This window comes from Streptomyces sp. SDT5-1 (genome assembly GCF_052245995.1).
Lineage (GTDB): Bacteria > Actinomycetota > Actinomycetes > Streptomycetales > Streptomycetaceae > Streptomyces.
Map to the genome: position 1 here is coordinate 5740924 of NZ_CM125963.1, position 15155 is coordinate 5756078.

At 70.2% G+C, this 15155-nt stretch carries 17 protein-coding genes; 12 read left to right on the forward strand and 5 right to left on the reverse strand.

Features of this window, described 5'->3' with window-relative positions; translation table 11 throughout:
- Positions 1 to 13: 13 nt before the first annotated feature.
- From ACTWJ8_RS26575 to ACTWJ8_RS26605, 7 genes are all read left to right on the forward strand, one after another.
- Positions 14 to 1783, forward strand: a complete 1770-nt coding sequence (locus ACTWJ8_RS26575; protein ID WP_443260448.1) for an ABC transporter substrate-binding protein — start codon at positions 14 to 16, stop codon at positions 1781 to 1783.
- A gap of 117 nt (positions 1784 to 1900) precedes the next feature.
- Positions 1901 to 2902, forward strand: coding sequence for an ABC transporter permease (locus ACTWJ8_RS26580; RefSeq protein ID WP_356389187.1), 1002 nt, complete (start codon positions 1901 to 1903; stop codon positions 2900 to 2902).
- Positions 2899 to 3999: an ABC transporter ATP-binding protein gene (locus ACTWJ8_RS26585; protein ID WP_356389185.1), complete on the forward strand. Its 1101-nt coding sequence runs from the start codon at positions 2899 to 2901 to the stop codon at positions 3997 to 3999. Before ACTWJ8_RS26580 ends, ACTWJ8_RS26585 begins: the two co-directional genes overlap by 4 nt.
- Before the next feature lie 26 nt (positions 4000 to 4025).
- Positions 4026 to 5207 carry an ABC transporter ATP-binding protein gene (locus ACTWJ8_RS26590; RefSeq protein ID WP_356389183.1) on the forward strand — a complete coding sequence of 394 codons (1182 nt, stop codon included), beginning with the start codon at positions 4026 to 4028 and terminating at the stop codon, positions 5205 to 5207.
- Between the two features lie 127 nt (positions 5208 to 5334).
- Positions 5335 to 6732, forward strand: a complete 1398-nt coding sequence (locus ACTWJ8_RS26595; protein WP_443260449.1) for a M1 family metallopeptidase — start codon at positions 5335 to 5337, stop codon at positions 6730 to 6732.
- A gap of 33 nt (positions 6733 to 6765) precedes the next feature.
- A complete protein-coding gene (locus ACTWJ8_RS26600; RefSeq protein ID WP_356389179.1) occupies positions 6766 to 7437 on the forward strand; it encodes a trimeric intracellular cation channel family protein in 672 nt (223 codons plus the stop codon).
- A 61-nt stretch (positions 7438 to 7498) separates the two neighbouring features.
- Positions 7499 to 8374: a thioesterase family protein gene (locus ACTWJ8_RS26605; RefSeq protein ID WP_443260450.1), complete on the forward strand. Its 876-nt coding sequence runs from the start codon at positions 7499 to 7501 to the stop codon at positions 8372 to 8374.
- A gap of 7 nt (positions 8375 to 8381) precedes the next feature.
- Here the strand turns inward: ACTWJ8_RS26605 and ACTWJ8_RS26610 are convergent, their stop codons facing one another.
- Both ACTWJ8_RS26610 and ACTWJ8_RS26615 read right to left on the reverse strand, forming a co-directional pair.
- The gene (locus ACTWJ8_RS26610) at positions 8382 to 9230 is read right to left on the reverse strand and encodes an alpha/beta fold hydrolase (protein WP_443260451.1); all 849 of its coding nucleotides are present in this window, start codon (positions 9228 to 9230) and stop codon (positions 8382 to 8384) included.
- Positions 9231 to 9248: 18 nt separating this feature from the next.
- A complete protein-coding gene (locus ACTWJ8_RS26615) occupies positions 9249 to 9872 on the reverse strand; it encodes a TetR family transcriptional regulator (protein WP_443260452.1) in 624 nt (207 codons plus the stop codon).
- A 101-nt stretch (positions 9873 to 9973) separates the two neighbouring features.
- Here ACTWJ8_RS26615 and ACTWJ8_RS26620 point away from each other — a divergent pair, with 101 nt between their 5' ends.
- The 3 genes from ACTWJ8_RS26620 to ACTWJ8_RS26630 are packed head-to-tail and all read left to right on the forward strand — an operon-like array spanning position 9974 to position 11709.
- Positions 9974 to 10135, forward strand: a complete 162-nt coding sequence (locus tag ACTWJ8_RS26620; protein WP_443260453.1) for a hypothetical protein — start codon at positions 9974 to 9976, stop codon at positions 10133 to 10135.
- Between the two features lie 50 nt (positions 10136 to 10185).
- Entirely contained in the window at positions 10186 to 10497 is a 312-nt protein-coding gene (locus ACTWJ8_RS26625; protein WP_443260454.1) for a hypothetical protein, read from the forward strand.
- Between the two features lie 42 nt (positions 10498 to 10539).
- On the forward strand, positions 10540 to 11709 hold the full coding sequence (locus ACTWJ8_RS26630) for a cysteine desulfurase family protein (RefSeq protein WP_443260455.1): 1170 nt from the start codon (positions 10540 to 10542) through the stop codon (positions 11707 to 11709).
- Positions 11710 to 11757: 48 nt separating this feature from the next.
- Here the strand turns inward: ACTWJ8_RS26630 and ACTWJ8_RS26635 are convergent, their stop codons facing one another.
- Positions 11758 to 12453 (reverse strand): N-acetylmuramoyl-L-alanine amidase, encoded by a 696-nt coding sequence (locus ACTWJ8_RS26635; RefSeq protein ID WP_443260456.1) that lies wholly within the window; start codon positions 12451 to 12453, stop codon positions 11758 to 11760.
- A gap of 84 nt (positions 12454 to 12537) precedes the next feature.
- Between ACTWJ8_RS26635 and mnmA the strand changes: the two genes are divergently transcribed.
- Positions 12538 to 13689 (forward strand): tRNA 2-thiouridine(34) synthase MnmA, encoded by a 1152-nt coding sequence (gene mnmA / locus ACTWJ8_RS26640; RefSeq protein ID WP_443260457.1) that lies wholly within the window; start codon positions 12538 to 12540, stop codon positions 13687 to 13689.
- 12 nt (positions 13690 to 13701) lie between these two features.
- On the opposite strand, the gene ACTWJ8_RS26645 is transcribed toward mnmA, so the two are convergent.
- Together ACTWJ8_RS26645 and ACTWJ8_RS26650 are read right to left on the reverse strand one after the other, a co-directional pair.
- A complete protein-coding gene (locus ACTWJ8_RS26645; protein ID WP_443260458.1) occupies positions 13702 to 14151 on the reverse strand; it encodes a hypothetical protein in 450 nt (149 codons plus the stop codon).
- A 58-nt stretch (positions 14152 to 14209) separates the two neighbouring features.
- A complete protein-coding gene (locus ACTWJ8_RS26650) occupies positions 14210 to 14539 on the reverse strand; it encodes a DUF427 domain-containing protein (RefSeq protein WP_356389163.1) in 330 nt (109 codons plus the stop codon).
- A gap of 64 nt (positions 14540 to 14603) precedes the next feature.
- On the opposite strand from ACTWJ8_RS26650, the gene ACTWJ8_RS26655 reads away from it, so the two are divergent.
- Complete coding sequence (locus ACTWJ8_RS26655; protein WP_356389161.1) at positions 14604 to 15149, forward strand: TIGR00730 family Rossman fold protein; 546 nt, start codon at positions 14604 to 14606, stop codon at positions 15147 to 15149.
- The last annotated feature ends 6 nt before the right edge of the window (positions 15150 to 15155 follow it).

The following is a 15155-nucleotide window of genomic DNA, read 5'->3' on the forward strand; positions in this document are numbered from 1 at the left end:
GGATGCGAGAAGAATGCCCAAAGGTTTCCAGAGTCGACGGATGACGGCCGCCGCGGCCCTCGTGGCCGCCTCGGCGCTCACGGTCACCGCCTGTGGCGGTGGCGGCGACAGCGACGACAAGTCGAAGGGCGCCGGCTACAACGCCGCCATCGGCAAGATCGCCAACAAGTCGACCAAGACGGGCGGCACGCTCCGCATGGTCGCCAAGCAGGACCTGGACAGCTTTGACCCGCAGCGCGCCTACTTCGGCATGGCGTGGGACTTCATGCGGTTCTACAACCGCACCCTGGTCACGTACGACACCAAGCCGGGCGCCGCGGGCAACGCGCTGGTCCCCGACATGGCCAAGGACATGGCCAAGATCACCGATGGCGGCAAGACCTACACGTACCAGCTGCGTGACGGTCTGACCTGGGAGGACGGCTCCAAGCTGACCTCCAAGGACATCAAGTACGGCATCGAGCGCATCTGGGCGGACGACGTCATCACCGGCGGTCCCGTCTACCTGAAGCAGGTCCTCGACCCCAAGGGCGAGTACAAGGGCCCGTACAAGGACAAGTCCAAGGACAAGCTGGGCCTGAAGGCGATCGAGACGCCCGACGACAACACGATCGTCTTCCATCTCCCGCAGCCCAACAGCGACTTCGAGCAGATGCTCGCCATGCCGTCCGGCTCCGCCGTGAAGGCCTCGGCCGACACCCGCGAGAAGTACACGACCAAGCCGCTCTCCAACGGCCCGTACAAGATCCAGTCGCACAAGGCGAACAAGTCGATCGTGCTGGTCCGCAACAAGGCGTGGAAGAAGTCCTCGGACCCGAACAACCCGGCGCTGCCCGACAAGATCACGGTCGCGATCAACAAGAATCTCGAAGAGAACGACAAGAACCTGATGGCCGGCGAGTACGACGTCGACCTCAACGGCACCGGCATGACCCAGTCCGGCCGCACCACCGCCGTGACCGACCACAAGGCCGACGTCGACAACATGCAGACGCCGTTCGTCCGTTACGTCGCCCTGGTCACCACGACCAAGCCGATGGACAACGTCAACTGCCGCAAGGCCGTCTTCTACGCCACCGACTTCAAGAGCCTCCAGCAGACCCGCGGTGGCGAGGTCGCGGCCGGCAAGATCGCCAACAACCCCTTCCCGAAGGCGGTTCCGGGCCACGACGACTCGTACGACCCGTACGGAGTGGTGGCGCGCAAGGGCAAGCCGGACCTGGCCAAGGCCAAGGAAGAGCTGAAGAAGTGCGGCAAGCCGAGCGGCTTCTCGACCGTGCTGACCGCGCGCAGCGACCAGCCCGGTGAGGAGGACGCCGCCGAGGCGCTCCAGGAGCAGCTGGGCAAGGTCGGCATCAAGCTGACCATCGACACCTTCTCCGGTGCCGACGCCTCCTCGATCTCCGGCGACCTGAAGAAGGTCAAGGAGCGCGGCTACGGCATGACGATGAGCGGTTGGGGCCCGGACTTCAACACCGGCCAGGGCTACGGCCAGCCGCTGTGGGACAGCCGCTTCATCCAGAAGACCGGCAACTACAACGAGTCGCAGATCGACGACCCGAAGATCGACAAGATGTTCGACGACGCGCTGAAGACGACCGACAAGGCCGAGGCGAAGAGCATCTACACCGACATGGGTCACCGGATCCTCGACCAGGCCTACTGGATGCCGTTCATCTACGAGGCCAACATCACCTGGCGCGGACCGCGTCTGACGAACGCGTACTCGGCTCCCGCCTGGAGCGGTCGCTACGACTACGCCAAGCTCGGCGTGACCAAGTAGCACTCGCCGATTCGCTGAAACACCAGCCGATACCCGCCAGTCCGAAGGGCAGGTGATGGTCCCGGCAGGCGGCCGGACCCCGCAACCCGAGGTCCGGCCGCCCAGGGGCCGCGCACAGTGCTTGCTTACCTCATCCGGCGCTTGAGCGCCGTCATTGTGATGGTGCTGATCGTCTTGCTGACGACGTTCGCCATCTTCTTCCTGCTGCCGAAGTGGTCCGGGCAGGACGTCGCCACGCTCTTCGCGGGCAAGGCCACATCGCCGGAGCAGCTTGCGGGCATCCGCGTCAAGCTCGGTCTCGACGACCCGCTGCTCGTGCAGTTCTGGGACTTCATCCGGGCGATCCCGATGGGCCGCGACTACGTCTCCGGCGGCAGTGTGACCCACTGCCCGGCGCCGTGCCTCGGCTACTCCTTCCGTACGGAGGAGCCGGTCTGGGACACCATCACCGCCGCCCTGCCGGTGACCGTCGCGCTCGCCGCCGGCGCCTGCGTCCTGTGGCTGGTCGGCGGCGTGGCCGTCGGCGTCGTCTCCGCGCTGAAGCGGGGCACGATCTGGGACCGCAGCGCGATGATCGCCGCGCTCTCCGGCGTCTCCATGCCGATCTTCTTCACCGGCATGGTGATGATGGGCATCTTCGTCCACAGCCTGGGGCTCATCAAGATCAGCGACAACCTGTCGAGCGACCAGTCCATCGGCACCTGGATCGAGACGCTGATCCTGCCGTGGATCGCCCTCGCCTTCCTGCAGGCGGCGATGTACGCCCGCCTCACCCGGGCCACCATGCTCGAGGTCATGGGCGAGGACTACATCCGTACCGCCCGCTCCAAGGGCCTCGGCGAACGGGCCGTCATCACCCGGCACGCGCTGCGCTCCACGATGACGCCGATCCTCACCGTCTTCGGTCTCGACCTGGGCGTGCTGATGGGCGGCGCCATCCTGACGGAGTCGACCTTCGGGCTGAAGGGCGTCGGCTTCGAAGCCGTCAACGCCGTCGAGGCCAAGGACCTCCCGGTGATCCTGGGGGTCACCCTGGTCATGTCGCTGGCCATCGCCGTGGCGAACCTCGTCGTCGACATGATGTACGCCGTGATCGACCCCCGAGTGAGGCTGGGATGAGCGAGCAGATCAACACCGGGACCGCAGTGGGCGAGCCGTTCGCGGCCGACTCCCGGCCGCCCTCCGCCTTCCTCGAGGTCCGCGACCTCAAGGTGCACTTCCCCACCGACGACGGCCTCGTGAAGTCCGTCGACGGCCTGAACTTCACGCTGGAGAAGGGCAGGACCCTCGGCATCGTGGGCGAGTCCGGATCCGGCAAGTCCGTGACCTCGCTCGGCATCATGGGCCTGCACACGGTCGGCCAGTACTCCAAGCGCCGGGCGCAGGTCTCCGGCGAGATCTGGCTGGACGGCGAGGAACTGCTGTCCTCCCCGGCGGACAAGGTGCGCAGGCTGCGCGGCCGCGAAATGGCGATGATCTTCCAGGATCCGCTGTCGGCCCTGCACCCGTACTACACGATCGGCAAGCAGATCGTGGAGGCCTACCGGGTCCACCACGACGTCGACAAGAAGGTCGCGCGCAAGCGGGCCGTCGAGATGCTCGACCGCGTCGGCATCCCGCAGCCCGACAAGCGCGTCGACTCCTACCCGCACGAGTTCTCCGGCGGCATGCGCCAGCGCGCGATGATCGCGATGGCGCTCGTCAACAACCCCGAACTCCTCATCGCCGACGAGCCGACCACCGCGCTCGACGTCACGGTGCAGGCGCAGATCCTCGACCTGATCCGCGACCTCCAGAAGGAGTTCGGCTCCGCCGTCATCATGATCACGCACGACCTCGGGGTCGTCGCGGAGATGGCCGACGAACTGCTCGTGATGTACGGCGGCCGGTGCGTCGAGCGCGGCACCGCCGAACAGGTCTTCACCGCGCCCCAACACCCGTACACCTGGGGCCTGCTGGGCTCGATGCCGCGCATCGACCGGGAGCAGACCGACCGGCTCACCCCGGTCAAGGGCTCCCCGCCCAGCCTCATCAACCTGCCGAGCGGCTGCGCCTTCAACCCGCGCTGCCCCTACGCGGACGTGCCCAAGGACAACATCACGCGCACCGAGCGCCCCGAACTGCGGGAGGTCGGCTCCGGCCACTTCTCGGCCTGTCACATGTCGGCCGGGGAACGCGAGCGGATCTGGAACGAAGAGATTGCGCCGAAGCTGTGACGGACGCCAAAGGACCTGACACCGAGATGACGCCCTCCACGATTCCCCAGCAGGCGACGACCTCTCCGGACGCCGCGGCCGGTGAGCCGCTGCTCAAGGTCGAAGGGCTGGTCAAGCACTTCCCGATCCGCAAGGGCCTGCTCAAGCGGCAGGTCGCCGCCGTGCAGGCGGTCGACGGGCTCTCCTTCGACGTCCGCGCGGGGGAGACCCTCGGGGTCGTCGGCGAGTCCGGCTGCGGCAAGTCGACGATGGGCCGGCTGATCACGCGGCTTCTCGAACCCACGGGCGGGCGCGTCGAGTTCGAGGGCAAGGACATCACGCACCTCGGCACCGGTGGCATGCGGCCGCTGCGCCGCGACGTGCAGATGATCTTCCAGGACCCGTACTCCTCGCTGAACCCGCGCCACAACATCGGCACGATCGTCGGCACGCCCTTCCGCCTCCAGGGCGTCAAGCCGGAGGGCGGCGTGCGCAAGGCGGTCCAGGAGCTCCTGGAGAAGGTCGGGCTCAACCCCGAGCACTACAACCGCTACCCGCACGAGTTCTCCGGCGGCCAGCGCCAACGCATCGGTATCGCACGGGCGTTGGCCCTGCGCCCGAAGCTGGTCGTCGCCGACGAGCCGGTCTCGGCCCTCGACGTGTCGATCCAGGCCCAGGTGGTCAACCTCCTCGACGACCTCCAGGACGAGCTCGGCCTCACGTACGTGATCATCGCGCACGACCTGTCGGTAATCCGGCACGTCTCGGACCGCATCGCGGTCATGTACCTCGGCAAGATCGTGGAGCTCGCCGACCGCGACGACCTCTACTCGACGCCGATGCACCCGTACACGAAGGCGCTGCTCTCCGCGGTGCCGGTCCCGGACCCCAAGCGCCGCGGCGCCAAGAGCGAGCGCATCCTGCTGCGCGGCGACGTCCCGTCTCCGATCGACCCGCCCACCGGGTGCCGTTTCCACACCCGGTGCTGGAAGGCGACGGAGCTCTGCGCGACGAAGGAGCCCCCGCTGCTCCAGCTCGGCACGGGCCACCAGGTGGCCTGCCACCACCCGGAGAACGCCCCCGACCAGGCCCCCGAGGACACGAAACTCCTCCAGGTGGCCAAGGAGGCGATCGACGTCATCACGGTCCCGAAGACGGTGGCTCCGCCGGAGGACGGGAAGCCTCCGACGGACGGTGAGCCTCCGGCGGACGAGCCGACGTCGGACTGACGGAAGGCCCGTCCGCCCACTTCCGCGGTCGGCGTGTACATGGCCCGAAAGGGTCATGTACACGCACACCCCCTCGCGGCAGAGTTCCGCTGTCCGTTACACCGGAACCCGCTCGAAGGGACGCCCCATGGCACTATCCCGTTCGGCACGCCTGGCCGCGCTCACCGTAGCCGCCGCCTCGTTCTGTCTGATCGCCGCCGCTCCCGCCCCCACCCCCGGCTCCGACGGCGTCGGCGACCCGTACTTCCCGCAGCTCGGCAACGGCGGCTACGACGCCCGCCACTACGCCCTCGACGTCGCGTACAACCCGGACACCGACCGCCTCGACGGCCGCACGACCCTCACCGCGCGGGCCACCCAGAACCTCTCCTCGTTCGACCTGGACCTGCAGAAGCTCACCGTCACCAAGGTCGAAGTGGACGGCAGACGCGCCGAGTTCACGCGCAGCGGCGACGAGCTGCGCGTCACCCCGCGTGCCTCGATCCGCAAGGGCAACACCTTCACCACGACCGTCACCTACGGCGGCGTGCCCGAACCGCTCAGCGGTCCCATCGTCTTCGGCTCCGACTACGGCTGGATGAAGACCGAGGACGGCGTCTTCGTCGCGTGCGAGCCGAACGCCGCCTCCACCTGGTTCCCGTCCAGCGACCACCCCTCGGACAAGGCGACGTACGACATCAGGATCAAGGCTCCGAAGGGCCTGACCGGCGTATCGAACGGCCGTCTTGTCGACACGTACGACACCGACAAGGGCAAGCAGACCGTCCACCACTGGCGCGAGTCGAAGCCCATGGCGACGTATCTCGCGACCGCCACCATCGGCAAGTTCGACGTGAAGACCGGGAAGACGGCCGGGGGCACACCCGTCTACGTGGCCATCGACCCGGTGCTCTCCAACAGCAACGACGTCGACGTGTACGCCGTGACCGCCGAGGCCACCGACTACTGGTCGCAGGTCTTCGGCCCGTACCCGTTCGAGGAGACCGGCGCGATCGTCGACGACATGCCGCAGGCCGGCTTCTCGCTCGAGACCCAGTCCAAGCCCATCTACTCCGCGGTCCGCTCCGAGTCGACGATCGTGCACGAGCTGGCCCACCAGTGGTTCGGCGACTCCGTCTCCGTCGAGCAGTGGAAGAACATCTGGCTCAACGAGGGCTTCGCCACGTACGCCCAGTGGCTGTGGACCGAGCACAAGGGCGGCGCCTCCGCCCACGACTCCTTCCTCGCCGGCTACAACTCCCGCCCCGCGAACTCCACCTTCTGGCAGGTGAAGGTCGGCGACCCGCAGCGCGACACGATGTTCGCCTCCGCCGTCTACCAGCGCGGCGCGATGACGCTCCAGATGCTGCGCGAGCGCATCGGCGACAAGGCGTTCTTCAAGCTGCTGCCGCAGTGGACGCGCCTGCACAGCTACGGAAACGCCGACACGGACGACTTCATCGCCCTCGCCGAGCGGGTCTCCGGGCAGCAGCTCGACGACCTGTTCGACACGTGGCTGTTCACGACGGGCAAGCCCAGCCTGTAGTAGGCCCGGGGACGCGGCAGGTAAGAATGTCGCGTGCTTCAGGAACTGTTCAGTCCCTCCGTCCAGCATTGGCTCGACCTCATCGGGATCTTCGTCTTCGCGATCTCCGGCGCCCTGATGGCCGTCCGCAAGAACTGGGACGTCTTCGGGATCGCCGCGCTCGCCGAGGTCACCGCGCTGGGCGGAGGGGTGTTCCGCGACCTGGTGATCGGCGCCGTGCCACCGGCCGCCTTCGTCGACCTCGGCTATTTCGTCACGCCGCTGATCGCCGCCGCGCTCGTCTTCTTCCTGCACCCGGAGGTCGAGCGCACCCAGACCGCGGTGAACGTCTTCGACGCGGCGGGCCTCGGCCTGTTCTGCGTCACCGGCACGACGAAGGCGTACGACTACGGGCTCGGGCTCACCGCGTCCGCCGCGCTCGGCCTGGCCACGGCGGTCGGCGGCGGTGTGCTGCGCGACATCATCGCCAACGAGGTGCCCTCCCTGGTGCGCTGGGACCGCGACCTGTACGCGGTGCCCGCCATGGTCGGCGCCGGGATCGTCGTCCTGTGCATCCAGCTCGACGCCCTCGACGGCTTCACCAGCGGCATCGCGGTCCTCACCGCGTTCGTGCTCCGGCTGCTCGCGATGCGCTACCACTGGCGGGCGCCGCGCGCGTGGAACCGCAGGTCGGCCGGGGTGGACGTGACGGAGGAGACGCCGTAGTCGGCGACGGGTAACCGATGAAAGCTACCGCTTAGTAATTTCCTGTTGTACGTTTCCGGGTATGGCAGACGCAGTATCCACGCAGAGCCGCCCGGCGACCGTCGGCGACAGCGAGTTCGACCGCGACACCGCCGTCACGCGGCGCCCGGACGAGCCCGGTGTCTACGACATCGACCTCTCCGCGGGCTGGACGATCATCAACGCCCTCAACGGCGGCTACCTCCTCGCCGTGCTCGGCCGCGCCCTCTCGGACGCCCTGCCGCACGACGACCCGTTCACGATCTCGGCGCACTACCTCACCGCGTCCGCGCCGGGCCCCGCCGTGATCAGGACCGACGTGGCCCGCACCGGCCGCACCCTCTCCACGGGCCAGGCCTCCCTCTTCCAGTACGCGGAGGACGGCAGTGAGGTCGAGCGGATCCGGGTCATCGCGTCGTACGGCGATCTGGACACGCTCCCCGACGACGTGCGCACCAGCGCCGAGCCGCCCGTGCTGCCCGCCATCGACCAGTGCTTCGGCGCGGGCGACGCCCCCGAGGGCGCGCCGCCGGTGCCCGGCAGCTCCGCGATCTCCGACCGCCTGCACCTCAAGCTCGACCCGGCCACGCTGGGCTGGGCCCTCGGCGCGCCGTCCGGCAAGGGCGAGATGCGGGCCTGGTTCGGCCTCGCCGACGGCCGTGACATGGACCCGCTGGCGCTGCTGCTCGCGGTGGACGCGCTGCCGCCGACCGCCTTCGAGATGGGCCTCAAGGGCTGGGTGCCGACGGTCGAGCTGACCGTCCACGTGCGCTGCCGCCCGGCTCCGGGCCCCGTCCGCGTGTCGATCACCACGCGGAACCTGGCGGGCGGCTTCCTGGAGGAGGACGCCGAGGTCTGGGACGCGAAGGACCGCCTCGTCGCCCAGTCCCGCCAGCTCGCCCGCGTACGGCTCGGCTGAGCGGGCCCTACGAACGCAGGAACTCGCCGAGTACGGCGGCGAGTTCCGCGGGCGCGTCCTCCTGGACGAGATGCCCGGCGCCCTCGATGATCCGCAGCTCGGCGCCGGGGATCAGCTTCGCCAGCTCGTGCGCCCGCTCGACCGGGATCCAGGTGTCGTCGGCGCCCCACGCGACCAGGACGGGCAGGTCCAACTCCCCGTAGCGGCCCTGGATGTCGTCGGTGGCCGCCCACAGCGGGTTCTGCTCGATCTGCCGGTAGAACGAGTCCTTTCCGGTCTCGGTCAGCCAGGGAGCGACCACGCGCGCGTGCGTCTCGGGGTGCAGCCCGCGGTGGCTGCCGGAGGCGACGTACCGGTGCACGAGCGCCTCGTGGAGGTCGGGCGGCAGCTGCCGGAACACGTCGGAGTGCTCGCCGAGCAGCCGGTACGTGGGGGAGCCCCACGGCCGGATCGCCACCGGGTCGACCAGGGCGAGGCGGTCGTACGCGGCGCCGTGCACGAGATGCGCGCGCAGCGCGACGCAGCCGCCGAAGTCGTGCCCCACGACGGCGGGTGCGCGCCCCTCGCCGGTCAGGCCCCAGTGGTCGAGCAGCTCGGTCAGGGCGCGGGCCTGGGCGTCGAGTGAGAGGTCCTGGTCGGGGCGCATCTCCGAGTCGCCGTAGCCGGGCAGGTCCCAGGCGTACACGCGGTGCCGGCGGGCGAGGGCGCGGGCCGGCTGCCGCCAGACGTACGAGGAGAACGGCGTGCCGTGGACGAGGACGACGGGCGGCGCGTCGGCCGGCCCGAGCGCCGTCCAGCGGATCTCGCCGGACGAGCCGGAGAAGCTTCGGTCGAGGTTCCAGTCGGCTGATGTCATGACCGTAACGCTAGTTGCTCATGACATGTCGAGCCAGTGCTTTCGGCCGATGCTCACGAGACGGAGCTGCCGCTCGGCCCGGTCCGCCACCCGGTCGAAGTCCTCGGCGGGCGTCGTGAGCAGCACCGATGCCGTCACCAGCATGTGGTCGACGTACAGATTCGCCAGCATCATCAGGTCCTCCTGGCTCCAGCCTGCCGCGCCGGGATCGTGCCGGAGCGCCTCCCGCACCTCGTCCGCGAACTGTCCGAGCTGCTCGCCGATCGCCTCCCGCACCCGCTGGACGCCGCCGTGCCGTTCGCGCGCGATGAAGCGGACGTGTGCGGGGTACGCGTGCACGTGGCGGGCGATCAGCTCGATGGTGCGCGTGATGCGCTCGTCGCTGTCCCAGGTCGCCGTCAGGGCGTCGCGGATCACCGCGTGCAGGCTGCCGAGCGCCTCCTCGACCAGGGCGACGCCGAGGTCGGCCGTGCTGTCGAAGTGCCGGTAGAACGCGGTCGGGGTCACGCCCACGGCGCGCGTGACCTCGCGCAGGCCGAGGCTGCTGAGGCTCTGGTCCTCCAGCAGTCCGAGGGCCGCGTCCAGGAGCGCCTGCCGGGTCTTCTGCTTCTGCGCCTGGCGCGCGCCGAGAGTGTGACTCATGTCATCCAGTTAACAACTGTTCTCTGTAATGGGGAAGTCGTGGCGCGAGCTAGACTCGATAGTCAGTGAACAGTTGTAACCCAACTTTCCGAGAGGCAACCATGCTGTTCCTCGTTGCGGCCCTTCTCCTGCTGGGCTTCGCGCTCGGCACCGTGGCCCACGCCCCGCTGCCCGTCACGCTCGTCGCGGCCGCCGTCATCGCCGTCTGGCTGGCCGTCTTCGCCGTCCGCGAGCGCCACGCGCGCCGCAGGCACCAGCACTGAACCGTTCGGCGGTTCACCTTCCGCAGTTCACGTTCTCAGGGGGTATCACCGTGCAACTCACCGCAGAACAGCGCGTCGTAGAAACCGAGAAGGCAGGAACCGGGGAGCAGGCCCGTCCCGTCGGCCGCCGCGACCGCGACGGCATGGCCGTCGCCTCGTTCGTGCTCGGCCTGGTCGGACTGCTCGTCATGAACGTCTTCCTCGGCCCCGTCGCGATCGTCCTCGCGTCCATCGCCCTGTGGCGCGGCACCGAGCGGCGCGGTCGCGCCCTGCTCGGCCTCGGCCTCGGCGTCGCCGATCTCGTCGTGCTCGCCGCCCTGATCGCCGCCGACGGCACCATGTCCTGGAGCATCACGGGCTGACCGTCGGCCGGGCGCCGCCGGGCTCGTAGAATCGAGCCCACCATGGCTTACCTCGACCACGCCGCGACCACTCCGATGCTCCCGGAGGCGGTCGAGGTGATGACCGCCCAGCTCGCCGTCACCGGCAACGCCTCGTCCCTGCACGCCGCGGGGCGCCGCGCCCGCCGCACCGTCGAGGAGTCCCGCGAGACCCTCGCCGAGTCGCTCGGCGCCCGCCCCAGCGAGGTCGTGTTCACCTCCGGCGGCACCGAGGCCGACAACCTCGCCGTCAAGGGCCTGTACTGGGCGCGCCGCGCCGCCGATCCGGCCCGCACCCGCGTCCTCTCCAGCCCCGTCGAGCACCACGCCGTCCTCGACGCCGTGCACTGGCTCGCCGAGCACGAGGGCGCGACCGTCGAGTACCTGCCCGTCGACGCGCACGGCCGCGTGCACGCCGACGCGCTGCGCGAGGCGGTCGAGCGGAACCCCGACGACGTCGCCCTGGCCACGGTCATGTGGGCCAACAACGAGATCGGCACCGTCCAGCCGGTACGCGAACTCGCCGACGTCGCCGCCGAGTTCGGCATCCCGCTGCACGCCGACGCCGTGCAGGCCTACGGGCAGCTCCCGCTCGACTTCGCCGCGTCCGGGCTCGCCGCGATGACCGTGTCGGGCCACAAGGTCGGCGGCCCGTACGGCATCGGGGCGCTGCTGCTCGGCCGCGAGTACAGCCCCGTCCCCGTCCTGCACGGCGGCGGGCAGGAGCGGCACGTCCGCTCCGGCACCCTCGACGTCCCCGCCATCGCGGCCTTCGCCACGGCGGGCCGGATCGCGACCGAGCGGCGCGAGTGGTTCGCCCGCGAGATCGGCGCGCTCCGCGACGCCCTCGTCGACGCCGTGCGCTCCGCCGTCCCCGAGGCGATCCTCGGCGGCGACCCGGAGCCCGGCGGCCGCCTCCCGGCCAACGCGCACTTCACGTTCCCCGGCTGCGAGGGCGACTCGCTCCTGCTCCTCCTGGACGCGCAGGGCATCGAGTGCTCCACCGGCTCGGCCTGCACCGCCGGAGTCGCCCAGCCGAGCCACGTACTGCTCGCCACCGGCACCGACCCGGACCTGGCGCGCGGCACGCTGCGCTTCTCCCTCGGCCACACCACGACCAAGGCCGACGTGGAGGCGGTGGCGACGGCCATCGGCCCCGTGGTGGAGCGGGCGAGGTCGGCGGGGCTCAGCTAGGGCCTGACGAACGACAGACCCCAGGCCCTGCCGTCGGACTCCCGGCCGTCACGTCTTGGCCGCGCCGTCCCGCTCGTACGCCGCCTTCACCAGGCGCATGTACCGGTCCCAGTCCCAGTGCGGCCCCGGATCGGTGTGATCCGTGCCCGGCACCTCGACGTGCCCGATGATGTGCTCGCGGTCGACCGGCATGTCGTAGCGCCTGCATATCCGGGCGGTGAGCCGCGCCGACGCCTCGTACATCGCGTCCGTGAAGTCGGCCGGCCGGTCCACGAAGCCCTCGTGCTCGATGCCGACACTGCGCTGGTTGTAGTCCCGGTTCCCCGCGTGGAACGCGACGTCCAGCTCCCGGATCATCTGCGCGATGTGCCCGTCCTGCCGCACCACGTAGTGCGCCGCCGCCCCGTGCCACGGGTCCTTGAAGACCTTCAGCGTCCCCTGGTAGCTGCCCTGTGTGACGTGGATGACGACGCGGTCCACCGTGTAGTCGGCCGGGCGGTCCGCCCGCCGCCAGTTCGCCGACGCCGCCGCGACCCACTCCGCGCCCTTGAAGTCGACCTCGCCCGCCTTGCGCGGCTTGTCGACGCCCGGGACCTGCCACCACATACGGGCCAGGTCACCGCGCGCGAGCAGGCCCACGCCGACGGCCGACGCGGCCCCGCCGACGATCAGCGTCCGCCGGCTGATCCCGCGGTCCTTGTCCCCGCCCCGGCCCTTCCCCGAACCGGACTTCTTGTTCGCCATGCGACGCCCCCGTCATTCCCGTACGAGATCCACAACGCATCTCCGGCCGATTCGGTTCCCGGGGGCCCGTACCCTGTTAGGGCTATGACTTCGCAGACTCCGCAGCGCCCCGCGGGCCCCGAGAAGGCGGCCCGACCCCTCCGCGTCCTGGCCGCCATGTCCGGCGGCGTGGACTCCGCCGTCGCCGCCGCCCGCGCCGCCGAAGCGGGCCACGACGTCACCGGCGTGCACCTCGCGCTCTCCGCGAACCCGCAGTCGTTCCGCACCGGAGCCCGCGGCTGCTGCACCATCGAGGACTCCCGCGACGCGCGCCGCGCGGCCGACGTCATCGGCATCCCGTTCTACGTCTGGGACCTCGCCGAGCGCTTCCGCGAGGACGTCGTGGAGGACTTCGTCGCCGAGTACGAGGCCGGGCGCACGCCCAACCCCTGCCTGCGCTGCAACGAGAAGATCAAGTTCGCCGCGCTCCTCGACAAGGCGCTCGCCCTCGGCTTCGACGCGGTCTGCACCGGCCACTACGCGCAGGTGATCGTCAACGAGAACGGCGACCGCGAGCTGCACCGCGCCGCCGACATGGCCAAGGACCAGTCGTACGTCCTCGGCGTCCTCGACGACCGGCAGCTCGCCCACGCGATGTTCCCGCTGGGCGACACGGAGACGACCAAGGAGGAGATCCGCGCCGAGGCCGAGCGCCGCGACCTCGCGGTCGCCAAGAAGCCCGACTCGCACGACATCTGCTTCATCGCCGACGGCGACACCCAGGGCTTCCTCGCGAACCGCCTCGGCAAGGCGGAGGGCGACATCGTCGACGAGTCCGGCGCCAAGCTCGGTACCCACGAGGGCGCGTACGGCTACACCATCGGCCAGCGCAAGGGCCTGCGCATCGGCACGCCGGCGCCCGACGGCAAGCCCCGCTACGTCCTGGACATCTCGCCGGTGAACAACACGGTGACGGTCGGCCCCGCCGAGGCCCTCGACGTCACCGGCCTCACCGCCATCAAGCCCCGCTGGTGCGGCGCAGCGCCCACGGGCCCCGGCACCTACACCGCCCAGCTGCGCGCGCACGGCGGCGAGACCGAGGTGTCGGCCGAGCTGGTCGACGACGAGCTGCGGGTGCGCTTCACCGAGGCCGTCCGCGGCGTCGCCCCCGGCCAGGCGATCGTGCTGTACGACGGCACGCGCGTGGTGGGCTCGGCGACCATCGCCACGACGGAGCGGGCCACGGCTGCGGCCTAGGCTTCCGGCCCGCTAGGCCCTGCCCTGGAGGTAGTGCTGGAGCACGGCGCCCAGGTGGCCGCACCACTCGGCCGCCTGCGCCTTCTTCCTGGCCTGCACCTGGCAGGTGTAGACGGCGCCGTCCGACATGGACGCCGTGACGAACACCCCGGACGGCATCGGCTGGAAGTGCGCTGTGCGCACGTGCGACCAGGGCAGGTCGATGGCGTGCGGGCCCTGCTCGAAGTGCAGCCCCTCCGCGTCCACGACCATGCCGTTGTGCTTGTCGGCGGCCACGAACTCCGGCCCACCGGGCCCGCCCGGCCCCGCCGGGGGAGCGGGCGGTGCGGGCGGGGCGCCCGGCGCGTACGCGGGCGGCGGCGGGGCCGCGGGCGGCGCGGCCGGAGGGGCGGGGGCGAACGGCGGTGGGGGAGCGCCGAAACCGCCCGTGGGAACGTCCTGCTGACCGTCTCCGTGAGTCATGTCGGGCTCACCTTCCGCCGTGCTCTGCCTACCTTCCCATTCGACCACGCGCGCGTGGTCAGTCGGTGACCACCTGCGTGTCGTAGAAGCACAGGTGGTCCTTGATGGCGGCCACGTCGTCCTTCGGATCCGGATACGCCCACACCAGGTCGGGTGCGCCGGGCAGCGACCAGTAGGAGGCGTCGCCCTTGAAGGGGCAGTGCGTTGTCGTGTTCGAAGGAGTAAGGAGCTCCGTGCGGACGTCGTCCGGCGGCAGGTAGTACCGCACCGGACAGCCCGTCTCCTTGAGGACCAGCGGGCGCGCGCTCTCGGCGAGCACCTGCCCTTCGTGGACGACCCGCACGCGCTGCGAACCCCGCTCGACGGTGATCGTGTGTCCTTGAGTCATGGGTGTGTCAGCGCTCACAGCGGGCGAGTTCTTCCCGCCGGCGGCGGACCGTACGGTAGATGGCATGAACATCTGTGTCTTCCTCTCCGCCGCCGACCTCGACGAGCGCTACACCCGGCCCGCCCGCGAATTCGCCGAACTGCTCGGCAAGGGCGGCCACACGCTCGTCTGGGGCGGCTCGGAGAGCGGCCTGATGAAGGTCGTCGCCGACGGCGTCGCGGCGGCCGGAGGACGGCTCACCGGGGTCTCCGTGGACTTCCTCGCGGCGAAGGCGCGCGTCGTGGCCGAGCCCGACCAGATGGTGATCGCCAAGGACCTCGCCGAGCGCAAGGCGCTGCTCCTGGAGAAGGCCGACGCCGTCGTCATCATGGTGGGCGGCACCGGCACCCTCGACGAGGCCACCGAGATCCTGGAGCTGAAGAAGCACGGCAAGACGGACAAGCCGATCGTGCTGCTCAACTCCGAGGGCTTCTACGACGGCCTGAAGGAACAGTTCCGGCGCATGGAGGACGAGGGCTTCCTCCCCGTGCCCCTCACTGACCTCGTGTTCTTCGCCGAGGAGCCGGTCGGCGCCCTGGCCTACCTGGAGGAGTCGCGCGGCATCGAGTAGTGCGAG

Bases quoted from the DNA above. Each gene is read 5' to 3' on its own strand.
- ACTWJ8_RS26595 (WP_443260449.1), top strand. From the start codon at position 5,335: ATGGCACTATCCCGTTCGGCACGCCTGGCCGCGCTCACCGTAGCCGCC.
- ACTWJ8_RS26650 (WP_356389163.1), bottom strand. From the start codon at position 14,539: ATGACTCAAGGACACACGATCACCGTCGAGCGGGGTTCGCAGCGCGTG.
- ACTWJ8_RS26575 (WP_443260448.1), top strand. From the start codon at position 14: ATGCCCAAAGGTTTCCAGAGTCGACGGATGACGGCCGCCGCGGCCCTC.
- ACTWJ8_RS26655 (WP_356389161.1), top strand. From the start codon at position 14,604: ATGAACATCTGTGTCTTCCTCTCCGCCGCCGACCTCGACGAGCGCTAC.
- ACTWJ8_RS26585 (WP_356389185.1), top strand. From the start codon at position 2,899: ATGAGCGAGCAGATCAACACCGGGACCGCAGTGGGCGAGCCGTTCGCG.
- ACTWJ8_RS26630 (WP_443260455.1), top strand. From the start codon at position 10,540: ATGGCTTACCTCGACCACGCCGCGACCACTCCGATGCTCCCGGAGGCG.
- ACTWJ8_RS26590 (WP_356389183.1), top strand. From the start codon at position 4,026: ATGACGCCCTCCACGATTCCCCAGCAGGCGACGACCTCTCCGGACGCC.
- mnmA (WP_443260457.1), top strand. From the start codon at position 12,538: ATGACTTCGCAGACTCCGCAGCGCCCCGCGGGCCCCGAGAAGGCGGCC.
- ACTWJ8_RS26615 (WP_443260452.1), bottom strand. From the start codon at position 9,872: ATGAGTCACACTCTCGGCGCGCGCCAGGCGCAGAAGCAGAAGACCCGG.
- ACTWJ8_RS26620 (WP_443260453.1), top strand. From the start codon at position 9,974: ATGCTGTTCCTCGTTGCGGCCCTTCTCCTGCTGGGCTTCGCGCTCGGC.
- ACTWJ8_RS26645 (WP_443260458.1), bottom strand. From the start codon at position 14,151: ATGACTCACGGAGACGGTCAGCAGGACGTTCCCACGGGCGGTTTCGGC.
- ACTWJ8_RS26605 (WP_443260450.1), top strand. From the start codon at position 7,499: ATGGCAGACGCAGTATCCACGCAGAGCCGCCCGGCGACCGTCGGCGAC.
- ACTWJ8_RS26610 (WP_443260451.1), bottom strand. From the start codon at position 9,230: ATGACATCAGCCGACTGGAACCTCGACCGAAGCTTCTCCGGCTCGTCC.
- ACTWJ8_RS26635 (WP_443260456.1), bottom strand. From the start codon at position 12,453: ATGGCGAACAAGAAGTCCGGTTCGGGGAAGGGCCGGGGCGGGGACAAG.